This window comes from Phycicoccus avicenniae (assembly GCF_018139485.1).
Taxonomy (GTDB): Bacteria; Actinomycetota; Actinomycetes; order Actinomycetales; family Dermatophilaceae; genus Phycicoccus; species Phycicoccus avicenniae.
Genome location: NZ_JAGSNF010000001.1, coordinates 87,489 through 105,255, shown reverse-complemented (window position 1 = coordinate 105,255; position 17,767 = coordinate 87,489). Strand labels below are relative to the sequence as shown.

14 protein-coding genes are annotated in these 17,767 nt (G+C 74.6%); 3 read left to right on the top strand and 11 right to left on the bottom strand.

Annotated elements, in window-relative coordinates; genetic code table 11:
* Positions 1-28 precede the first annotated feature (28 nt).
* From KC207_RS00475 to KC207_RS00465, 3 genes are all read right to left on the bottom strand, one after another.
* The gene (locus tag KC207_RS00475; protein ID WP_211600923.1) at positions 29-751 is read right to left on the bottom strand and encodes an HpcH/HpaI aldolase family protein; all 723 of its coding nucleotides are present in this window, start codon (positions 749-751) and stop codon (positions 29-31) included.
* A 68-nt stretch (positions 752-819) separates the two neighbouring features.
* Positions 820-2,373 carry an ATP-dependent DNA ligase gene (locus KC207_RS00470; RefSeq protein WP_211600921.1) on the bottom strand — a complete coding sequence of 518 codons (1,554 nt, stop codon included), beginning with the start codon at positions 2,371-2,373 and terminating at the stop codon, positions 820-822.
* Between the two features lie 89 nt (positions 2,374-2,462).
* A complete protein-coding gene (locus KC207_RS00465; protein ID WP_211600919.1) occupies positions 2,463-2,897 on the bottom strand; it encodes a GNAT family N-acetyltransferase in 435 nt (144 codons plus the stop codon).
* A gap of 116 nt (positions 2,898-3,013) precedes the next feature.
* Between KC207_RS00465 and KC207_RS00460 the strand changes: the two genes are divergently transcribed.
* Together KC207_RS00460 and KC207_RS00455 are read left to right on the top strand one after the other, a co-directional pair.
* Positions 3,014-3,475, top strand: coding sequence for an SRPBCC family protein (locus KC207_RS00460; protein WP_211600917.1), 462 nt, complete (start codon positions 3,014-3,016; stop codon positions 3,473-3,475).
* Between the two features lie 103 nt (positions 3,476-3,578).
* On the top strand, positions 3,579-4,265 hold the full coding sequence (locus KC207_RS00455) for a haloacid dehalogenase type II (RefSeq protein WP_211600914.1): 687 nt from the start codon (positions 3,579-3,581) through the stop codon (positions 4,263-4,265).
* Here KC207_RS00455 and KC207_RS00450 read toward each other — a convergent pair.
* The 6 genes from KC207_RS00450 to rhaI are packed head-to-tail and all read right to left on the bottom strand — an operon-like array spanning position 4,262 to position 11,883.
* A complete protein-coding gene (locus tag KC207_RS00450; protein WP_211600912.1) occupies positions 4,262-4,864 on the bottom strand; it encodes a LutC/YkgG family protein in 603 nt (200 codons plus the stop codon). The two genes, KC207_RS00455 and KC207_RS00450, sit on opposite strands and share 4 nt — an antisense overlap.
* On the bottom strand, positions 4,861-6,429 hold the full coding sequence (locus KC207_RS00445; RefSeq protein ID WP_211600910.1) for a lactate utilization protein B: 1,569 nt from the start codon (positions 6,427-6,429) through the stop codon (positions 4,861-4,863). The genes KC207_RS00450 and KC207_RS00445 overlap by 4 nt, the downstream gene beginning before the upstream one ends.
* Complete coding sequence (locus tag KC207_RS00440; RefSeq protein ID WP_211600908.1) at positions 6,426-7,175, bottom strand: (Fe-S)-binding protein; 750 nt, start codon at positions 7,173-7,175, stop codon at positions 6,426-6,428. The genes KC207_RS00445 and KC207_RS00440 overlap by 4 nt, the downstream gene beginning before the upstream one ends.
* A gap of 4 nt (positions 7,176-7,179) precedes the next feature.
* Entirely contained in the window at positions 7,180-8,667 is a 1,488-nt protein-coding gene (locus KC207_RS00435; protein ID WP_211600906.1) for a rhamnulokinase, read from the bottom strand.
* Complete coding sequence (locus tag KC207_RS00430) at positions 8,664-10,715, bottom strand: bifunctional aldolase/short-chain dehydrogenase (protein ID WP_211600904.1); 2,052 nt, start codon at positions 10,713-10,715, stop codon at positions 8,664-8,666. Before KC207_RS00430 ends, KC207_RS00435 begins: the two co-directional genes overlap by 4 nt.
* 4 nt (positions 10,716-10,719) lie before the next feature.
* The gene (gene rhaI, locus KC207_RS00425) at positions 10,720-11,883 is read right to left on the bottom strand and encodes an L-rhamnose isomerase (protein ID WP_211600902.1); all 1,164 of its coding nucleotides are present in this window, start codon (positions 11,881-11,883) and stop codon (positions 10,720-10,722) included.
* A 182-nt stretch (positions 11,884-12,065) separates the two neighbouring features.
* On the opposite strand from rhaI, the gene KC207_RS00420 reads away from it, so the two are divergent.
* Entirely contained in the window at positions 12,066-13,097 is a 1,032-nt protein-coding gene (locus KC207_RS00420) for a LacI family DNA-binding transcriptional regulator (RefSeq protein ID WP_211600900.1), read from the top strand.
* A 35-nt stretch (positions 13,098-13,132) separates the two neighbouring features.
* Here the strand turns inward: KC207_RS00420 and KC207_RS00415 are convergent, their stop codons facing one another.
* On the bottom strand, positions 13,133-15,472 hold the full coding sequence (locus KC207_RS00415; protein WP_211600898.1) for a glycoside hydrolase family 3 C-terminal domain-containing protein: 2,340 nt from the start codon (positions 15,470-15,472) through the stop codon (positions 13,133-13,135).
* On the bottom strand, positions 15,469-17,739 hold the full coding sequence (locus KC207_RS00410; RefSeq protein WP_211600896.1) for a family 78 glycoside hydrolase catalytic domain: 2,271 nt from the start codon (positions 17,737-17,739) through the stop codon (positions 15,469-15,471). The genes KC207_RS00415 and KC207_RS00410 overlap by 4 nt, the downstream gene beginning before the upstream one ends.
* Positions 17,740-17,767 lie beyond the last annotated feature (28 nt).

Sequence of the window (17,767 nt, the reverse complement as noted above, 5' to 3'; positions counted from 1 at the left end):
GTGGATGGCCCGGTCCGTCGTCGAGGGGTCAGCGCGCCGTCGCGTCGAGGACGGCCCGTGCACCGGCCGCGACGACGGCGGCGTCGGAGGTCACCGCGACGAACCCGATGCCCTGCGCACGCAGCAGCGCGGTGTTCTCCGGGGTCCCCGCGAAGGCGCCGACGGCGATGCCCTGGCGCTCGGCCGCTGCGACGACCCGCGGGACCGGTGCGCCCTCGCTCCGGTCGGCGAGGAGCGCCTCGGGCGTCGTCCCGTGCGAGAGCGCGAGGTCGAGCGGACCGACGAAGAGCCCGTCGACGCCCGGGGTGGCCGCGATGCCGTCGACGTCGTCGAGCGCACCGGGGGTCTCGACCATGACCCAGCAGCGGACGGCCTCGTTCGCCGCCTCGACGTCCGGGGCGTCCCCGCCCCAGAGCGGCGGGAACGGCCCCCAGCTGCGCTCACCGAGCGGCGGGTACCGCGCGGCGAGGGCGGCCCGCTCGGCGTCGGTCCGACCGGTGACCGAGGGGACGACGACGCCCGACGCCCCGGCGTCGAGCGCCGCCCCGATCCACGCCGGGTCGACGCCCGGGACCCGGACGAGCCACGGCACCGGCGCGTCGGCGAGCGCCCGGCCGACGGCGTGCAGCCGGCCGCGGTCGACCGGCCCGTGCTGCGCGTCGACGGCGAGCCAGTCGAACCCTGCGCGGACGAGGCGCCGGAGCAGGTCGAGGTCGGCCGTGCTCGTCCAGATCCCGCGGCTCACGTCCATGCCGCCCATCCTCGCAGCGGCCCGGACGGAGCGACGCCCGGCCGCGCCCCCGGGCCGGACGCCCCGGGTCAGGCCGGGCCGAGGGCGCGGACCGCGTCGAGGATGTCCGCCTCGGCGACGGTCTTGTCGTCGCGGTAGCGCAGGACGCGCGCGAAGCGGAGCGCGACGCCGCCGGGGTAGCGCGAGGACCGCTGGATGCCGTCGAGCGCGATCTCGACGACCTGCTCCGGCCGCACCGTCACGACGTAGCCGTCCGTCGGCCCGTCGGCGAGGTCGGTGAACCGCTGCGTCTGCCAGCTGAGCATCTCGTCGGTCATCCCCTTGAACGTCTTGCCGACCATGACGAACCCGTCGCCGTCGCGCGCGCCGAGGTGGATGTTCGACAGCCATCCCTTCCGGCGGCCGGACCCCCGCTCGACGGCGAGGACGACGAGGTCGAGGGTGTGCACCGGCTTCACCTTGACCCAGCCGCTGCCCCGTCGACCGGCGGCGTACGGGCTCGCGGCGTCCTTGACGACGACACCCTCGTGACCGGCCGCGACGAGGTCGTCGAAGAACCGCCGCGCCTCGGCCGGGTCGGCGGTCCGCAGCCGCGGGACGACGAGGTCGGGGGCGAGCGCCGTGAGCACCTCGTCCCGCTCGGCTGCGGGGGCGTCGACGAGGTCGCGCCCGTCGGCGTGCAGCACGTCGAAGAGGAACGTCGTGAGCGGGACCTCCGCGCGCAGCCGGTCGACGTCCGCCGAGCTCGCGGTCCGGGCGCCGGTCACCTGGAACGGCTGCGGCCGGCCGCCCTCGCCGAGCGCGATGGCCTCCCCGTCGAGGACGAGGTCCCCGCCTGGGAGCCCGGCGACGGCCTCGACGACCTCGGGCACCCGGTCGGTGATGACGTCGAGGCTGCGGGTGAGGACGCTGACGTCCCCGTCGCGCCGGTGGACCTGGACCCGGATGCCGTCGAGCTTGCCGTCGACGAGCATCGGCGCGCCGGCGAACCCCTCCACCGCCTCCTCGACGGTCTTCGCCGACGCGGCGAGCATCGGCCGCAGCGGCCGACCGACGACGAGCCGCACCGCCTCGAGCGCCTCCTGCCCGCCGGCCGCGGCGATCCGGGCGACCTCGTGCGTCACCCCGGCGAGCATGACGGCGCGCCGCACGACCACGTCGGGCACCCCGTAGGCGCTCCCGACCGCGGCGGTGACGACGCCGTCGAGCGCGCCCTGGCGGAGGTTCCCCGTCATGAGGTCGCGCAGGAACCGCTGCTCGTCCGCCGTCGCCCGCTCGAACAGCCGGGCGACCTCGGCCCGACGGGCGGCGGTCGACCCGGCCCCGGCGGAGGCGGCGAGCCGGTCGAACGCGGCGTCCACCTCCGCGACCGAGAGCGACGGCTCCCCGGCCGGGTCGGGCAGTGACGAGAGCGAGCGGTACCCGACCCCGAGCCGGCGCTGCGGGAGCACCCCGGACAGGAAGGCGACGACCGTCCCCACGTCGGCGTCCGAGGCCCGGGCGAGCAGACCGGCGATGGCCTCGGTCTTCGCCGTGCGGGAGCGCGTGGCGGCGGCGGTCCGGGACACCTCGACGAGGTCGGCGAGCGTCACGGCACCGCGGGTGGGGGCGTCGTCCGTCATCCCCTCATCCTGCTCCCCCGCACCGACACCGGTCGTGCCGACGGACGAGCCGGACCGTCAGCCGTCGAGGCGCTCAGCCGTCGGGCCGCTCAGCCGTCGAGACGCATCGGGAGGTGCGGGATGCCGTCCTCGACGAACTCGGCGCCGTCCCGGACGAACCCGAAGCGCGCGTACCAGTGCTCGAGGTGGGTCTGGGCGTCGATGACGACCGGTCCCCGCCGGGTCGCGAGCGCCGCCTGCACCATCTGCGCCGCCACGCCCGCGCCACGCGCCACCCCTGCCGTCGCCACCCGCCCCATCCGGGTCACCCCGTCGCCCTCGTCGAGGACGCGCAGGGTCGCGACGACCGAGCCGCCCGCCGACTCGGCCCAGAACTGGACCGTCCCCGCTTCCAGGTCACGCCCGTCGATGTCCGGGTAGAGGCACTCCTGCTCGAGGACGAAGACGTCCTGGCGCAGCCGCAGCACGTCGTGCAGGACGGCGGCGGACAGCTCGCGGGTCGGGGCGGAGCGGACGACGGTCATCAGCCCATCCTCGCGCAGGCGGGTCCCGAGGCAGCGGCTCCCCTCCGAGACCGATCGGCACGAACCCGGCCGCCCCCGCCGCCCCACGCCGGCGCCCGAGGAGGCAGGGTGGGGGCATGGACCACGACACGAAGATCACGGTCAGCCGCACGATCGACGCCCCCGCCGCCGAGGTGTTCGACGTGCTCACCCTCCCCCGCAACCACGTGCAGCTCGACGGCTCCGGGTTCGTCGTCTCCGACGAGCACGCCGACCGCATCACCGGGACCGGCCAGGTGTTCACGATGAACATGACCGGCGACCACATGGGTGGCGAGTACAAGACGGACAACCACGTCGTCGGCTTCGAGCCGAACAAGCTCCTCGCCTGGAAGACCGCGCCCGCCGGCACCGAGCCGCCCGGCTGGGAGTGGGTCTGGGAGCTCACCCCGCAGGGCCCGGACAGCACCGAGGTGAGCTGCACCTACGACTGGAGCGCGGTCACCGACAAGGAGCTGCTGAAGAAGGTCTCCTTCCCGCTCGTGTCCCAGGAGCAGATGGAGAACAGCCTGGCCTCGCTCGCCGCGGCCGTCGACTGAGCCACCCTCAGCGGCTCCGGCCCGGCACCCGTCCGGGGTGGGGCCGCTCGGCGGGACCCACCCGGGGTTCCGCCGGCCCGGTCCGGGGCACCAGGATGAGGGGATGAGCCACGCACCGCTGCCGGCCCTCATCGTGCTCGACGTCAACGAGACGCTCTCCGACCTCTCCCCGGTCGCGACCGCCTTCACCGACCTCGGGCTGCCCGACCACCTCGCCGCGACGTGGTTCGCGGGCACGCTGCGGGACGGGATGGCGCTCACCGTCGTCGGGGAGAACCCGGTGTTCGCCGACCTGGCCCGGGCCTCCTTCCACTCCCTCGTCGGGGGTCGCGCCGACGCCCCGGACGACCTCGACGCCGCCGCGGACCAGGTGCTCGAGGCCTTCACGACCCTGCCGCTCCACCCCGACGTCGAGCCCGGGCTGCGCGCCCTCGACGACCTCGGCATCCGGCTCGTGACGCTGAGCAACGGGTCGGTCGAGGTCGCGCAGGGCCTCGTCGAGCGCAACGACCTCGGCGGCGTCCTCGACGAGCTGTTGTCGGTGACGGACGCCCCGCTGTGGAAGCCGGACCCGCTCGCCTACAAATACGCCCTGTCGACGTGCGAGGTCGAGCCGGAGGACGCGATGCTCGTCGCCGTCCACCCCTGGGACGTGCACGGCGCCGCCACCGCCGGGATGCGGACCGCCTACGTCGCCCGGTCCGGGGCGCCGTACCCGCACGACACGATGCGCTCGCCGGAGCTCACCGTCTCCTCGCTCACCGACCTCGCCGACCGGTTCGCGGACTAGCCCCCGGCGGTCTCCACGACGACGACGTGGAGGGTCCGCGGGCCGTGGACGCCCTCGACCCGGTCGAGCTCGATGTCGCTCGTCGCCGACGGCCCGCTGACCCACGTCTGCGGCCGCCCGGCGTCGAGGAGCGCGAGCGCGTCGGGGACGTCGGGGACGACCTGGTCGGCGCGGACGACGCACACGTGGACGTCCGGGACGAGACTGATGGCCCGCCGGCCCTGGCCGAGGCCGTGGTCGAGGACGATCGTCCCGGTCTCGGCGACCGCGACCCGGCAGTCGGTGACGACCGCGGCGACGGCGTCGAGGTCGGTCGCCGACAGCCCGTCGTCGACCCGGGCGCCGGGCACCTCGACGGACAGCCCCTCCGGGACGACGACGTCGCCCTCCGGCAGGGCGGCGGTCACCCGGGCGGCGACCTCGTCCGGGCTGCAGCGCTCGACGACGGCACGGTAGTCGGCGACCCGCTCGCAGAAGACGTCGAGCGTGTCCGGACCGGCCGCCACACCGGGCGGCGAGGCCACGGGCTCGGGCGACGCCGTCGTCCCGGCGAGCGCGGACCGCACCCGGTCGAGGATCTCCTCGCGGGCGTCGCTCATCGGGCACCTCCGGGCTCGTCGTCGGCCTCGGTACGGCCACGCACGGCCGGACCCTCCCCGGCTCGGCCTTCCTCGAGCCGGTCCTCCTCGGTCCGGCCGCCGTCGGTGCGGGCCCACCAGTCGCGGAAGGACTCGGCGGGCGGCGCCGGCAGGTCCCGCGCCCCGGTCCACGCCGCCCCCGGACCCGGCAGCCGTCCGGCCGCCCGGCGCCCACCCGGGAGGGCGGACCGGCCGAGCCGGCCGAGCACCCGCCCGGCGAGGCCGGACGCCTTCTCCGCGAGCCCGAGCCGCGAGGCGTCGCCGAAGGCCCAGCCGGTCCCGCGCATCGCGAGCGCCTCGGGCTTGGGCACGGGGTCGTCGCGGTGGGCGTCGACGACCTGTGTGCGCAGGTGGACGAGGACCTCGGGGATGTCGATCCGGACCGGGCACACCTCGAAGCACGCGCCGCAGAGCGAGGACGCGTACGGCAGGGCGTCGTCGCGCGGATCACCCGGTCCGTGGAGCAGCGGGTTCAGGATCGCCCCGATCGGCCCGGGGTACACCGAGCCGTAGGCGTGCCCGCCGACCCGCTCGTAGACCGGGCACACGTTGAGGCAGGCCGAGCAGCGGATGCAGCGCAGCGCCTGCCGTCCGACCTCGTCGGCGAGCGCCCGGGTGCGGCCGTTGTCGAGGAGGACGACGTGCACCTCCTGCGGCCCGTCACCGGGCGTCACCCCGGACCACGACGAGGTGTACGGGTTCATCCGCTCCCCGGTCGAGGAGCGCGGCAGCAGCCGCAGCAGCGGGTCGAGCTCGGCCCACGTCGGGACGACCTTCTCGATGCCGACGACGGAGACGAGGACCTCCGGCAGGGTGAGGCACATCCGGCCGTTGCCCTCGGACTCGACGACGACGAGCGTGCCGGTCTCGGCGACCGCGAAGTTCGCCCCGGAGACTGCGACCCTCGCGCGGAGGAACTTCTCCCGCAGGTGCTCGCGGGCGGCGGCGGCGAGGACGGCCGGCTCGTCGGTGAGGTCGTCGGGGGCGGGGCGCCCGGCGGCGGCCATCCGGCGGAGGAAGATCTCGCGGATCTCGGCCCGACCCTTGTGGATCGCGGGGACGAGGATGTGGCTCGGCAGGTCCTCGCCGAGCTGGACGATGAGCTCGGCGAGGTCGGTCTCCCACGCGGCGACGCCCTCGGCGGCGAGCGCCTCCTCGAGCCCGATCTCCTGGGTCGCCATCGACTTCACCTTGACGACCTCGCGGGCGTCGTGGTCCTTCGCGACACGGGCGACGACGGCGCACGCCTCGGCGGCGTCGCGGGCCCAGTGGACGGTCGCCCCCGCCTCCGTGAGCGTCCGCTCGAGGGTCAGCAGGTGCTCGTCGAGGCCGTGCAGCGCCCGGTCCTTGACGGCTGCGCCGGCGACGCGCAGGTCCTCCCACCCGTCGACCTCCTCGACGACGCGGGCCCGCTTCGCGCGGATCGTCCCGGTGGCGTGCGCGAGGTTGTGCCGCAGCCGGGTGTCCCCGAGCGCGGCCCGGGCCGCCTCGGGGAAGGCCGGCATGCCGACGAAGGTGCGGCTCATCGCAGCGCCTCCGCCCGGTCCTCGGTCGCGGCGAGCACCTCGGCGAGGTGCATCGTGCGCACCCCCGCACGCTGCCGGGACAGCAGCCCGCCGATGTGCATGAGGCAGGAGGAGTCGCCGGCGACGAGGACCTCGGCTCCGGTGTCGCGGACGTGGCGGGCCTTGTCGGAGCCCATCGCGACGGAGGTGTCGGCGTTCTTCACGGCGAACGTGCCGCCGAACCCGCAGCACTCGGCGGCCGCCGGCAGCTCACGCAGGCGCAGGCCGCGGACCGACTCGAGCAGGCGTCGCGGCTTGTCGCCGACACCGAGCATCCGCAGCGAGTGGCACGTCGGGTGGTACGTCACCGTGTGCGGGAAGTAGGCGCCGACGTCGGTGACGCCGAGGACGTCGACGAGGAACTCGGACAGCTCGTGGACGAGCGGCGACGTGCGCTCGACGGCGGACGCGAGCGCGTCGTCCCCGGCCCGCGCGGCGACGAGGCCCTGCTGGTGGCGGGCCGACCCGGCGCACGACCCGGACGGGGTGACGACGGCGTCGTAGCCCTCGAACGCCTCGACGAACCGGCGGACGGCGGGGACCGCCTCGTCGAGGTAGCCGGTGTTCACCATCGGCTGCCCGCAGCACGTCTGGGCGGCGGGGAACTCGACGTCCACCCCGAGCCGGCGCAGGAGCCGCACCGTGGCCTTCCCGACGTCGGGGAACATCGCGTCGTTGACGCACGTGACGAGCAGCGCGACCCTCATCGCCTCATCCTCCCCGAGGAAGGCGCCCTTCGGCAGCCTCCCAGTCGGCGATCCCCTCCGGCTCGTACCGCGTGATCCGGTGCGTGGCCCGGACGAGGCCCCGCATCGCCGCGAGGTCGGGCAGGTCCGCGCCGAGGGCCCGGGCCTGGACGAGGACGTTGCCGAGCGCGGCCGCCTCGACCGGACCGGCGAGGACGGGGGCCCCGCACGCGTCGGCGGTGAGCCGGCACAGGAGGGCGTTGAGCGACCCACCGCCGACGACGTGGACGGTCCGCACGTCGCGGCCGGCGAGGCGGGCGGCCGTCCTCAGGTGTCGCCGGTACGCGAGGGCGAGGCCGTCGAGGACGCAGCGGGTGACCTCCGCCGGGGTGACCGGCTCGGGCTCGCCGGCCGCGCGGGCGAGGGCGCGCAGCCGGTCCGGCATCGGGTCGTCCGCCGTGCCGGGCGGCAGGAGCGAGGGGTCGTCGACGTCGACGACGGTCCGCAGGGCGGGGACGTCCACCGCCGCCACGAGGACGGCCTCGAGCGTCGCCCCCGGCTCGCCGGCGTCGGCCCACGCCCGGAGGCACTCGCCGAGCACCCAGAGGCCCATGACGTTCTTGAGGAAGCGGACCGTGCCGTCGACCCCCGTCTCGTTCGTGAAGTCCGCGGCCCGGGCGTCCTCGGTGAGCACCGGTGCGTCGAGCTCGAGGCCGACGAGCGACCACGTGCCGGACGAGACGTACGCCGTTCCCGGGCCCTCGGACGGCACGGCGACGACGGCCGAGGCGGTGTCGTGCGACCCGACCGCGACGACGGGGACGTCGTCGGTGAGCCCGACCTCGCGCGCCACGTCCGCCCGGACCGGGCCGAGCACCGAGCCCGGCTCGCGGATCGGCGGGAGGATGCCGGCAGGCAGCCCGAGCCGGTCCAGCAGCGAGGTCGCCCATCGTCCGGTCCGCACGTCGTACAGCTGGGTCGTCGACGCGTTCGTCCGCTCCGCCCCCACGGCGCCGGTGAGCCAGTGCCCGAGCAGGTCCGGCAGGAGCAGCAGGGTCTCGGCCGCCCCGAGGGCCGCGGTCCCCCGCGCGGCGACGAGCTGGAAGAGGGTGTTGAAGTCGAGGAGCTGGAGCCCGGTCACGGCGTAGAGCTCGTCGGCGGGGACGACCTCGAGCACCCGGGCCGGCACCCCGTCGGTCCGGCGGTCGCGGTGGCTGAACGGGGTCCCGACGAGCGCCCCGTCCCGGTCGAGGAGCCCGTGGTCGACGGCCCACCCGTCGATGCCGACGCCGTCGACCGGTCCGCCGCCGGCGGCCTCCCGCAGCCCGGTGAGGACCTCGCGGTAGAGCCCGACGACGTCCCAGTGCAGCGAGCCGCCGAGCCGCACGGCCCCGTTGGGGAAGCGGTGCACCTCCTCGAGGTCGAGCACGCCGGGCGCGACGCGTCCCACCATGACCCGGCCGCTCGTCGCGCCGAGGTCGACGGCGACGAGCCGCAGCCCGCCGGTCGTCATCGGAGGAAGGCCGCCGCCACACCGGAGTCGACGGGCACGTGCAGCCCCGTCGTCCGGCTCATGTCCGGCCCCACGAGCGCGAGGACCGCGGCGGCGCAGTGCTCCGGCAGGACCTCCTGCTTGAGGAGGGTCCGCTGGGCGTAGAACGCGCCGAGGTCCTCCTCGTCGACGCCGTAGACCTTGGCACGGTTGGCGCCCCAGCCGCCGGCGAAGATCCCGGACCCGCGCACGACCCCGTCGGGGTTGACGCCGTTGACCCGGACCCCGTGCTCGCCGAGCTCGGCCGCGAGCAGCCGCACCTGGTGGGCCTGGTCGGCCTTGACCGCCGAGTAGGCGATGTTGTTGGGGCCGGCGAAGACCGAGTTCTTCGAGGAGATGTAGACGATGTCCCCGCCCATCCCCTGCTCGACGAGCACCCGGGCCGCCGCCTGGCTCACGAGGAAGGACCCCTTCGCCATGACGTCGTGCTGCCGGTCCCAGTCGGCCTCGGTCGTCTCAAGCAGCGACTTCGACAGCGACAGCCCGGCGTTGTTGACGACGAGGTCGAGTCCGCCGAACCGGAGCACCGTGGCGTCGACCATCGCCCGTACCTGGGCGGCGTCGGCGACGTCCGCGGCGATGCCGAGGGCGACATCGGCTCCGCCGATCTCCGCGGCCGCGGCGACCGCCTTGTCCTCGTCGAGGTCGGCGACGACGACGCACGCGCCCTCGGCGGCGAGCCGGGTCGCGATCGCCTTGCCGATCCCGCTCGCCGCGCCGGTGACGAGCGCCACCCGGGTGGCGAGCGGCTTGGGCCGCGGCATCCGCTGCAGCTTGGCCTCCTCGAGCGCCCAGTACTCGATGCGGAACTTCTCGGACTCGTCGATCGGGGCGTAGCTCGACAGGCCCTCGGCGCCGCGCATGACGTTGATCGCGTTGACGTAGAACTCGCCGGCGACCCGCGCGGTCTGCTTGTCCTTGCCGTAGGTGAACATCCCGATGCCGGGGACGAGGACGACGAGCGGGTCGGCGCCGCGCATCGCCGGCCAGTCCCCACCGAGGGCGGTCGCGTTGCGCTCGTAGTAGCCGCGGTAGTCCTCGCGGTACTGCTCGTGCAGCTCCTCGACCCGGGCCCGGACCTTGTCCATCGGGGCGTCCGGTGGCAGGTCGAGGACCATCGGCTTGACCTTGGTCCGCAGGAAGTGGTCGGGGCAGGAGGTCCCGAGCCCGGCGAGCCGCGGGTGGTTGCGGGCGGCGAGGAAGTCGAGGACGACCTTGCTGTCCGTGAAGTGGCCGACCATCGGCCGGTCCGTGGAGGCGACGCCCCGCAGCAACGGCGCGAGCTCCGCGGCCCGCGCGCGGCGCCTGGCCGGGCTCAGCGGTGCGTACTTCTTCAGCGGCGCCCCGAACGGGTCCTTGCCGCTGTGGGCCTTGATGTACCTTTCCGCGGTGCGGATGACCCACAACGAGTTCCTGCGGCACTGCTCGGAGCTCTCGCCCCAGGCGGTGATGCCGTGCCCGCCGAGGATGCAGCCCACGGCCTGCGGGTTCTCCTCCTTGATCGCGGCGATGTCGAGGCCGAGCTGGAAGCCGGGCCGGCGCCAGGGCACCCAGACGACCTTGTCGCCGTAGATGGTCCGGGTCAGCGCCTCGCCGTCGGCCGCCGTGGCGATCGCGATGCCCGCGTCGGGGTGCAGGTGGTCCACGTGCGGCGCGTCGACGAGCCCGTGCATCGCGGTGTCGATCGACGGGGCCGCCCCGCCCGTGCCGAAGAGGCAGTGGTCGAACGCGGCGACCATCTCGTCCTCGCGCTCGACCCCGGGGTAGACCTCGGTGAGCGCCCGGACCCGGTCCAGGCGCAGGACGGCCAACCCGGCGGGGGTCAGGGTCCCGAGGTCGCCACCGGACCCCTTGACCCACAGCAGCTCGACGTCCCGGCCCGTCACGGGGTCGGTGGCCGACCCCTTCGCCGAGGTGTTGCCGCCGGCGTAGTTCGTCGTCCTCGGGTCGGCGCCCAGGCGGTTGGACCGCTCGACGAGTGCCTCGACCGTCTCGTTCGTCCCGCTCACGTGCTCAGCCCCATCCTGCCTGGGTCCCACCGACCCGCTCGTCCTCGATCCGTTCCTGGTGCCCGCTCCCGACGTACGCCCGCATCGGGTCGCCCGGCAGGCCGCGCTCCTCGCGCCAGTGCGCGAGGTCGGCCCGGACGTCGGTGTAGAAGGCGTCCATGAAGATCTCGTTCGCGAGGAGGACGTCGCCCTCCTCCTGAGCGGCGGCGAGCGCCTCCCGGTCCAGGAGCAGCGCCCGGGCGAGCATCTCCTGGACGTTGAGCACCGAGCGGATCTGGCCGGGGATCTTCTTCTCGATGTTGTGGCACTGGTCGAGCATGAGCGCGACGTCGCTGCCCGGGCCGTACCCGCCGCCGCGCACGACCTCGACGAGGATCCGGTACAGCTGGTAGGGGTCGGCCGCCCCGACGATGAGGTCGTCGTCGGCGTAGAAGCGGCTGTTGAAGTCGAACGAGCCGAGCTTCCCCAGCCGCAGCAGCTGGGCGACGATGAACTCGATGTTCGTCCCGGGCGCGTGGTGGCCGGTGTCGAGGCACACCATCGCGCGCTCGCCGAGGGCCGCCACCTGCACGTAGGACGTGCCCCAGTCCGGGACGTCCGTGTGGTAGAACGCCGGCTCGAAGAACTTGTACTCGAGCACGAGGCGCTGGTCGTCGGCGAGCCGGTCGTAGATCGTCGACAGCCCCTCGTGGAGGCGGTCCTGGCGCGCCCGCAGGTCGCCCTGCCCCGGGTAGTTCGTTCCCTCCGCGAGCCAGATCTTCAGGTCGCGCGACCCCGTCGCGTGCATGACGTCGATGCACTCGAAGTGGTGGTCGATCGCCTTCTGCCGGATCTTCGGGTCCGTGTGCGTCAGGGCGCCGAGCTTGTAGTCGTCGTCCTGGAACGTGTTGCTGTTGATGGTCCCGATGCGCACGCCGAGGTCCTCGGCGTTCCGGCGCAGCGCCCCGAAGTCGTCGACGAGGTCCCACGGGATGTGCAGCGCGACGCTCGGCGCGAGACCCGTGAAGCGGTGGACCGTCGCCGCGTCGGCGACCTTCTCCTCGACCGTCCGCGGCGTGCCGGGCGAGCCGAACACCTTGAACCGGGTCCCGGAGTTCCCGTAGGCCCACGAGGGCACCTCGACGGCGAGCGCCGAGAGCGCCTCCGTGATGTCGGCGAAGGCTCTCATCGCGACTCTCCTGTGACGTCGGGGTCCCGCCGGGCGGCACGACGACGTCGCGCGGGCGTGATTTGAAATGTTTCATGCACAATGTACGAGCCCCCCCGGACCGGGTCAACCGCGCGCCGCCGATGGCGGCGGGACCGTGCCACGATGGGGGTCCGGTCCGGTTCCACGGTGGGAGACAGAGAATGAGCGCGGTGTCGCGGGCGGCGAGCGTCAAGGACGTCGCGGAGCGCGCGGGGGTCTCCCTCGGCACCGTCTCGAACGTGCTCAACCGGCCGAGCCTCGTGCGCGAGTCCACGCGCGCCAAGGTCGAGGCCGCGATCGCCGAGCTCGGCTTCGTGCGCAACGAGTCGGCCCGTCAGCTGCGCGCCGGCCGCAGCAGCGTCCTCGCCTACGTCCTGCTCGACGCCCGCAACCCGTTCTTCACCGACGTGGCCCGGGGCATCGAGGACGCGACGAGCGACGCGGGTCTCTCCCTCTTCATGTGCGACAGCCGGGAGGACGCGGTCCGCGAGGCGGCCTACCTCCACAAGCTCGGGGAGCAGCGGGTGCAGGGCGTGCTCATCACCCCCGTCGACCCCACGACGCCGCTGCTCGACGAGCTGCCCGGCCGGGGCACCCCCGTCGTGCTCGTCGACCGGACCCGCGAGCTCTCCGACTGGGGCGGGTGCTGGGTCACGGTCAACGACGTCCTCGGGGGCCGCCTCGCCGTCGAGCACCTGCTCGCCCGGGGTCACCGGCGGATCGCCTTCATCGGCGGGCCCGCCCGCCTCGGGCAGGTCCGCGACCGGCGCGCGGGCGCCCGCGAGGTGTTCGCCGAGTCGGGGCTCCCGGCGCAGGACCTCGTCGAGCTCGCGACCGACTCGCTGAGCGTCGAGGAGGGACGACGCGCCGCCCACCGGCTCCTGTCGATGCCCGCGTCCGAGCGGCCGACCGCGGCGTTCTGCGCGAACGACCTCGTCGCCCTCGGCGTGCTGCAGCGCTGCATCGAGGACGGCGGTCGCGTGCCCGAGGACCTCGCGATCGTCGGCTACGACGACATCGACTTCGCGGCGGCGGCCGCGGTCCCGCTCACGTCGGTCTCGCAGCCCCGCTACGAGCTCGGGTACACGGCCGCGCGGCTGCTCATCGAGGAGCAGAACGACCCCGGGCACGCCCACCAGCAGGTCGAGTTCGACCCGCGCCTCGTGGCCCGGCGCTCGACGGCCGCCGGCTGAGCGAGGGGCGGGGGCGGCCACCACCGGCCCCCCACTCATCCCTCGCCCCCGTCCCGGCCGAGGTCCGCCAGCAGCCCGCGCAGCGACGCGTTCGTCACGCCGGTGCCGGGGAACGTCGCGAGCGACTCCAGGGGGAAGTTGCCGATGACGCTCAGGTGCTCGTCGTCGCCGAGGATCCCGCCGGGCCGTCCGTCCTCGCCCGCACCGATCATCGCGAGGAGCAGCGGTCGGCCCCGCGGGTCCTCCAGCCACTCGCAGAGCGTCGACATCGTCGACAGCGGTCGGCGGCGCGGCGTCGCCTCGAGCACGACCCGGGCCTCGAGCCGGATGTCACGCGAGGACGCCCCGACCTCGACGACGAACGTGCCGGCCTCGACGACCCAGTCGTCGACGACCGTCGACCAGAACGCGAGGTCGCGTGAGGTGAGCCGGACGTGCACCGGGGCGGACTCGCCGGGCTCCAGGTCGACGGCGACGAACGCCCGCAGCTCGCGCGGCGGACGGGCGACGGACGCCTCGGGGTCGCCGACGTAGACCTGCACGACCTCCCGCCCGGCGCGAGGACCGGTGTTGCGGACGGTGCAGCGGACGTCGAGCGCCAGGTCGCCACCGTCCACGGAGCCGCTCGTCGTCACCTCGAGGTCCTCGTGGGTGAACGTCGTGTACGCGAGGCCGTGGCCGAAGGGGTAGGAGACCTCCCGTCCGGTGAGGTCCAGACCCCGGTACCCGACCATGACCCCTTCCCCGTAGTGGACCCGCCCCTCCTCCCCGGGGAAGCCGACGAAGGACGTCGTGTCCGACAGCGCGAGCGGGATGCTCTCGGGGAGCCGTCCACCGGGGGAGGCGACCCCGAGCAGCAGGTCGGCCACGGCTCCCCCGACGGCTTGCCCGCCGAGCCACATCTCGAGCACCGCGTCGGCGTGCGACTCCCACGGGGCGGTGCGCACGACGGAGCCGTTCATGAGGACGACGACGACCCGGTCGCAGACCTCCCTGAGCGCGGCGAGCAGGGCGACCTGGTTGCCGGGCAGGTCGAGGTGGGTGCGGTCGAAGCCCTCGGACTCGGCGTGCGACGGGAGCCCGAGGTGGACGACGGCCACATCCGCCTTCGCCGCGAGGGCGACCGCCTCGCGGACCAGGTCCTCCCGTCCCTCCTCGGAGTCGGTGACGAAGCCCTCCGCGTACTCGACCCGGACGCCCGGCGGGACCCCGGCCCGCAGTGCCTCCAGCGAGCCGTCCGTACGGGTCGCGTTCACCCGCGAGCTGCCGGCCCCCTGGTACCGCGGCTCGACCGCGAAGGGCCCGACGACGGCGACGGTCGCGCCCGCGGCGAGCTCCAGGGGGAGCAGGTCACCGTCGTTCCGCAGCAGGACCGCGCTGCGGGCCGCGGCCACCCGGGCGAGCCGGTGGTGCCGGTCCAGGCGCGCGCTCCGCTCCGGCGTGTCCGCGTCCGCCGACCGTCCGGCCCGGGCCCCGACGAGCCGCAGGATCCGCTCGACCGTCCGGTCGAGGTCTGCGGGGTCGAGGGCACCCGACCGGACGGCGGCCTCCACGGCCAGCTCGCTGTGCCCGAGGTTCGGGGGCATCTCGAGGTCGAGGCCGGCCGCCAGGGCCGCGACGCGGTCGTGGACCGCTCCCCAGTCCGAGACGACGACCCCGTCGAAGCCCCACTCCTCGCGCAGCACCTCGGTGAGCAGCCAGTGGTGCTGCGAGGCGAACTCCCCGTTGACGCGGTTGTAGGCGCACATGACCATCGCCGGGGACGCCTCCCGCACGACCCGCTCGAAGGCCGGCAGGTAGATCTCGCGGAGCGTCCGCTCGTCGACCTCGGCGGAGACGCGCAGGCGGTCGGTCTCCTGGTTGTTCGCGGCGTAGTGCTTGACGCAGGCGCCCGTGCCGTTCTCCTGGATCCCACGGACGAGTGCGGACCCCAGCACCCCCGCGACGTACGGGTCCTCGGAGAAGTACTCGAAGTTGCGCCCGCACAGCGGCGACCTCTTGATGTTCACCCCCGGGCCGAGGAGGACGTGCACCCCGAGGTCGTCGGCCTCCCGCCCGAGGGCGCGACCGACCTCCTCGAGGAGGCCGACGTCGAAGGAGGACGCGAGCGCCGACGCCGTCGGGAAGCACGTGGACGGCAGGCTGCCGGTGTAGCCGCCCTGGTCCTCCGACCGCGGCTGGACCCGCAGTCCGTGCGGCCCGTCGGCCATCGTCACCGCCGGGACCTCGGGACTCTCGAAGGCCGCGGTGTGCCAGAAGTCGCCCCCGATCGTCAGGGCCGCCTTCTGCCGGACGGTCAGCCGGCCCAGCACGTCGGCCACCCAGGCGTCGAGGTCGCCGCCCCCCGGCACGCCCCCGGCGGTCCGCGCGCTCATGCCCGGACCTCCGTCCCGGCCACGGCGTCACCGCGCAGGTGGTGCCGGCCGGGGCCGACCTCCTCCTCGGGCCGACCGGGGAGCATGACGACCGCGACCGTCCCCTCGGGGACCTCGACGTCGACCAGCAGGGCGTCGCCGTCGACCCGCCAGGCGACCGCGGCCCGACCGTGCGGGGTGTCGAGCGAGGTCTCCGCCCGGGTGAGCCCCCCGCCCGGGCGTGGGCGGACGAGGATCCTCCGGTACCCGGGCTCGGCGGGCGCCAGCCCGCCGACGGTCCGATGCATCCAGTCGGCGACCGCTCCGAGGGCGTAGTGGTTGAAGCTCGTCATCTCTCCCGGGTTCACGGACCCGTCCGGCAGCATCGAGTCCCAGCGCTCCCACACCGTCGTCGCCCCCATGGTCACGGGGTAGAGCCAGGACGGGCACTCCTGCTGCATGAGCAGTCCGTAGGCGGTGTCGAGGTGGCCGGTGTCCGTGAGTGCGTCGAGGACGAAGGGGGTGCCGGCGAAACCGGTCGAGATCAGGTGGCCGGACTCCCGGACGAGCTCGTCGAGCCGCTCACCGGCCACCGTGCGGTCCTCCTCGTCGAGGAGACCGAAGACGAGCGTGAGGGCGTACACGGTGACGCAGTCGCTGTGCACCCGACCACCGCGCACGTACTCCCGCCCGAAGGCCTCGCGCAGCGCCGTCGCGGTCTCGCCGGCCTCGCGGGCGACGTCGTCCGCGCCGACCGCCGACGCCATCCGCTCGAGCATCGACGCGGTCCGGTGGGCGCAGGCGGTGGCGACGACCCCCGGGTCGGCCTTGGCGCGGGCCGGGTCGTCCGGCGGGGCGTCCGGGTCGAGCCAGTCGCCGAACTGGAAGCCGGTGTCCCACACACCGGTCGGGGACAGCGAGGCCTGGACGCGGCGCAGATGCCCGAGCATCGAGCCCAGCTGGTCCCGCACGACCGCCTCGTCGCCGTACGCCCACCAGAGCGCCCAGGGGACCCACACCGCGGCGTCCCCCCAGACGGCCGTGGCCCCGAGCTGGTCGGGTCGGAACGGGAACGGGTCGGACTTCAGGGTGTCCGGGACGACGAAGGGGACGACGCCGTCGGCGTGCCGCTGCTCGGCGGCGAGGTCGGCCAGCCAGTCGCGCAGGAAGTCCGCGACGTCGAAGAGGTAGGCGGCGGTCGGTGCGAAGACCGAGATGTCGCCGGTCCAGCCGAGCCGCTCGTCCCGCTGCGGACAGTCCGTCGGGACGTCGACGAAGTTGCCGCGCATGCCCCACACGACGTTGCGGTGGAAGCGGGTGAGCAGGTCGGAGGAGCACTCGAAGCGTCCCGTCCGCTCGACGCGGGACCCAACGACGACCGCGACGAGGTCCTCGGGCCGGACCTCGCCCGGCCACCCCTCGACCTCGACGTAGCGGAACCCGTGGAGCGTGAGGGTGGGCTCGAACCGGTCCTGCGCACCGCTCAGCACGTAGCGGTCGGTCGCCCGGGCGCTGCGCAGGGGGCGGGTCCCCAGCTCGCCGTCCTCGAGCACCTCGGCGTGCCGCAGCACGATCTCGTGCCCGGCGGGGCCGGTCACCGACAGCCGCACCCAGCCGACGAGGTTCTGCCCGAAGTCGACGAGGGTCCGGCCGCTCGGTGAGGTCCAGACCCGCTGCGCCGGCACCTCCTCGTGCCGGACGACCGGCGGACCGACGTAGGGGGTGAGCCGTGCGTGGTCGAAGGGCAGCACGTGGACACCGGACCAGCCCGCGTCGTCGAAGCCCGGCGCGTCCCAGCCGGGCGTCCGACGCCCGGCGTCGATCGTCTGGCCGTCGTAGAGGTCGTTGCTCGTCGTGTCGCTCGGCCCGGCCCGCCACGTCCCGTCCGTCTGCACGACCTGCTCGTGACCGTCGGCGTAGCGGACGGTGAGCTCGGCCAGGGCCCCGAGCTCGTCGGTGTAGAGCGCCCGGCCCCCGGTCCAGCCCAGGCGGCCGCGGGCCCAGCCGTTGCCGAGCCGCAGCCCGAGGACGTTGGTGTCCCGCAGCATCGCCAGGACGTCCACCTCGGCCTGGCGCAGCCGCCACTCGTAGCTGCTCCACCCCGGCGTGAGGACGTCCTCGGACACCGGCTCGCCGTTGAGCGTCGCCTCGACGACGCCGAGCGCCGTGACGAGCAGCCGCGCCGACACGACGTCGCCGTGGCCCGGCTCCAGCGCGAAGGCCTTGCGGAGCAGCGGGGCACCGCACAGGTCGTCGTCCGGGGCGATCATCTGGGCGGGCGGGGTCATCGGCGACCTTCCTGGTGCGGCGGGCGGG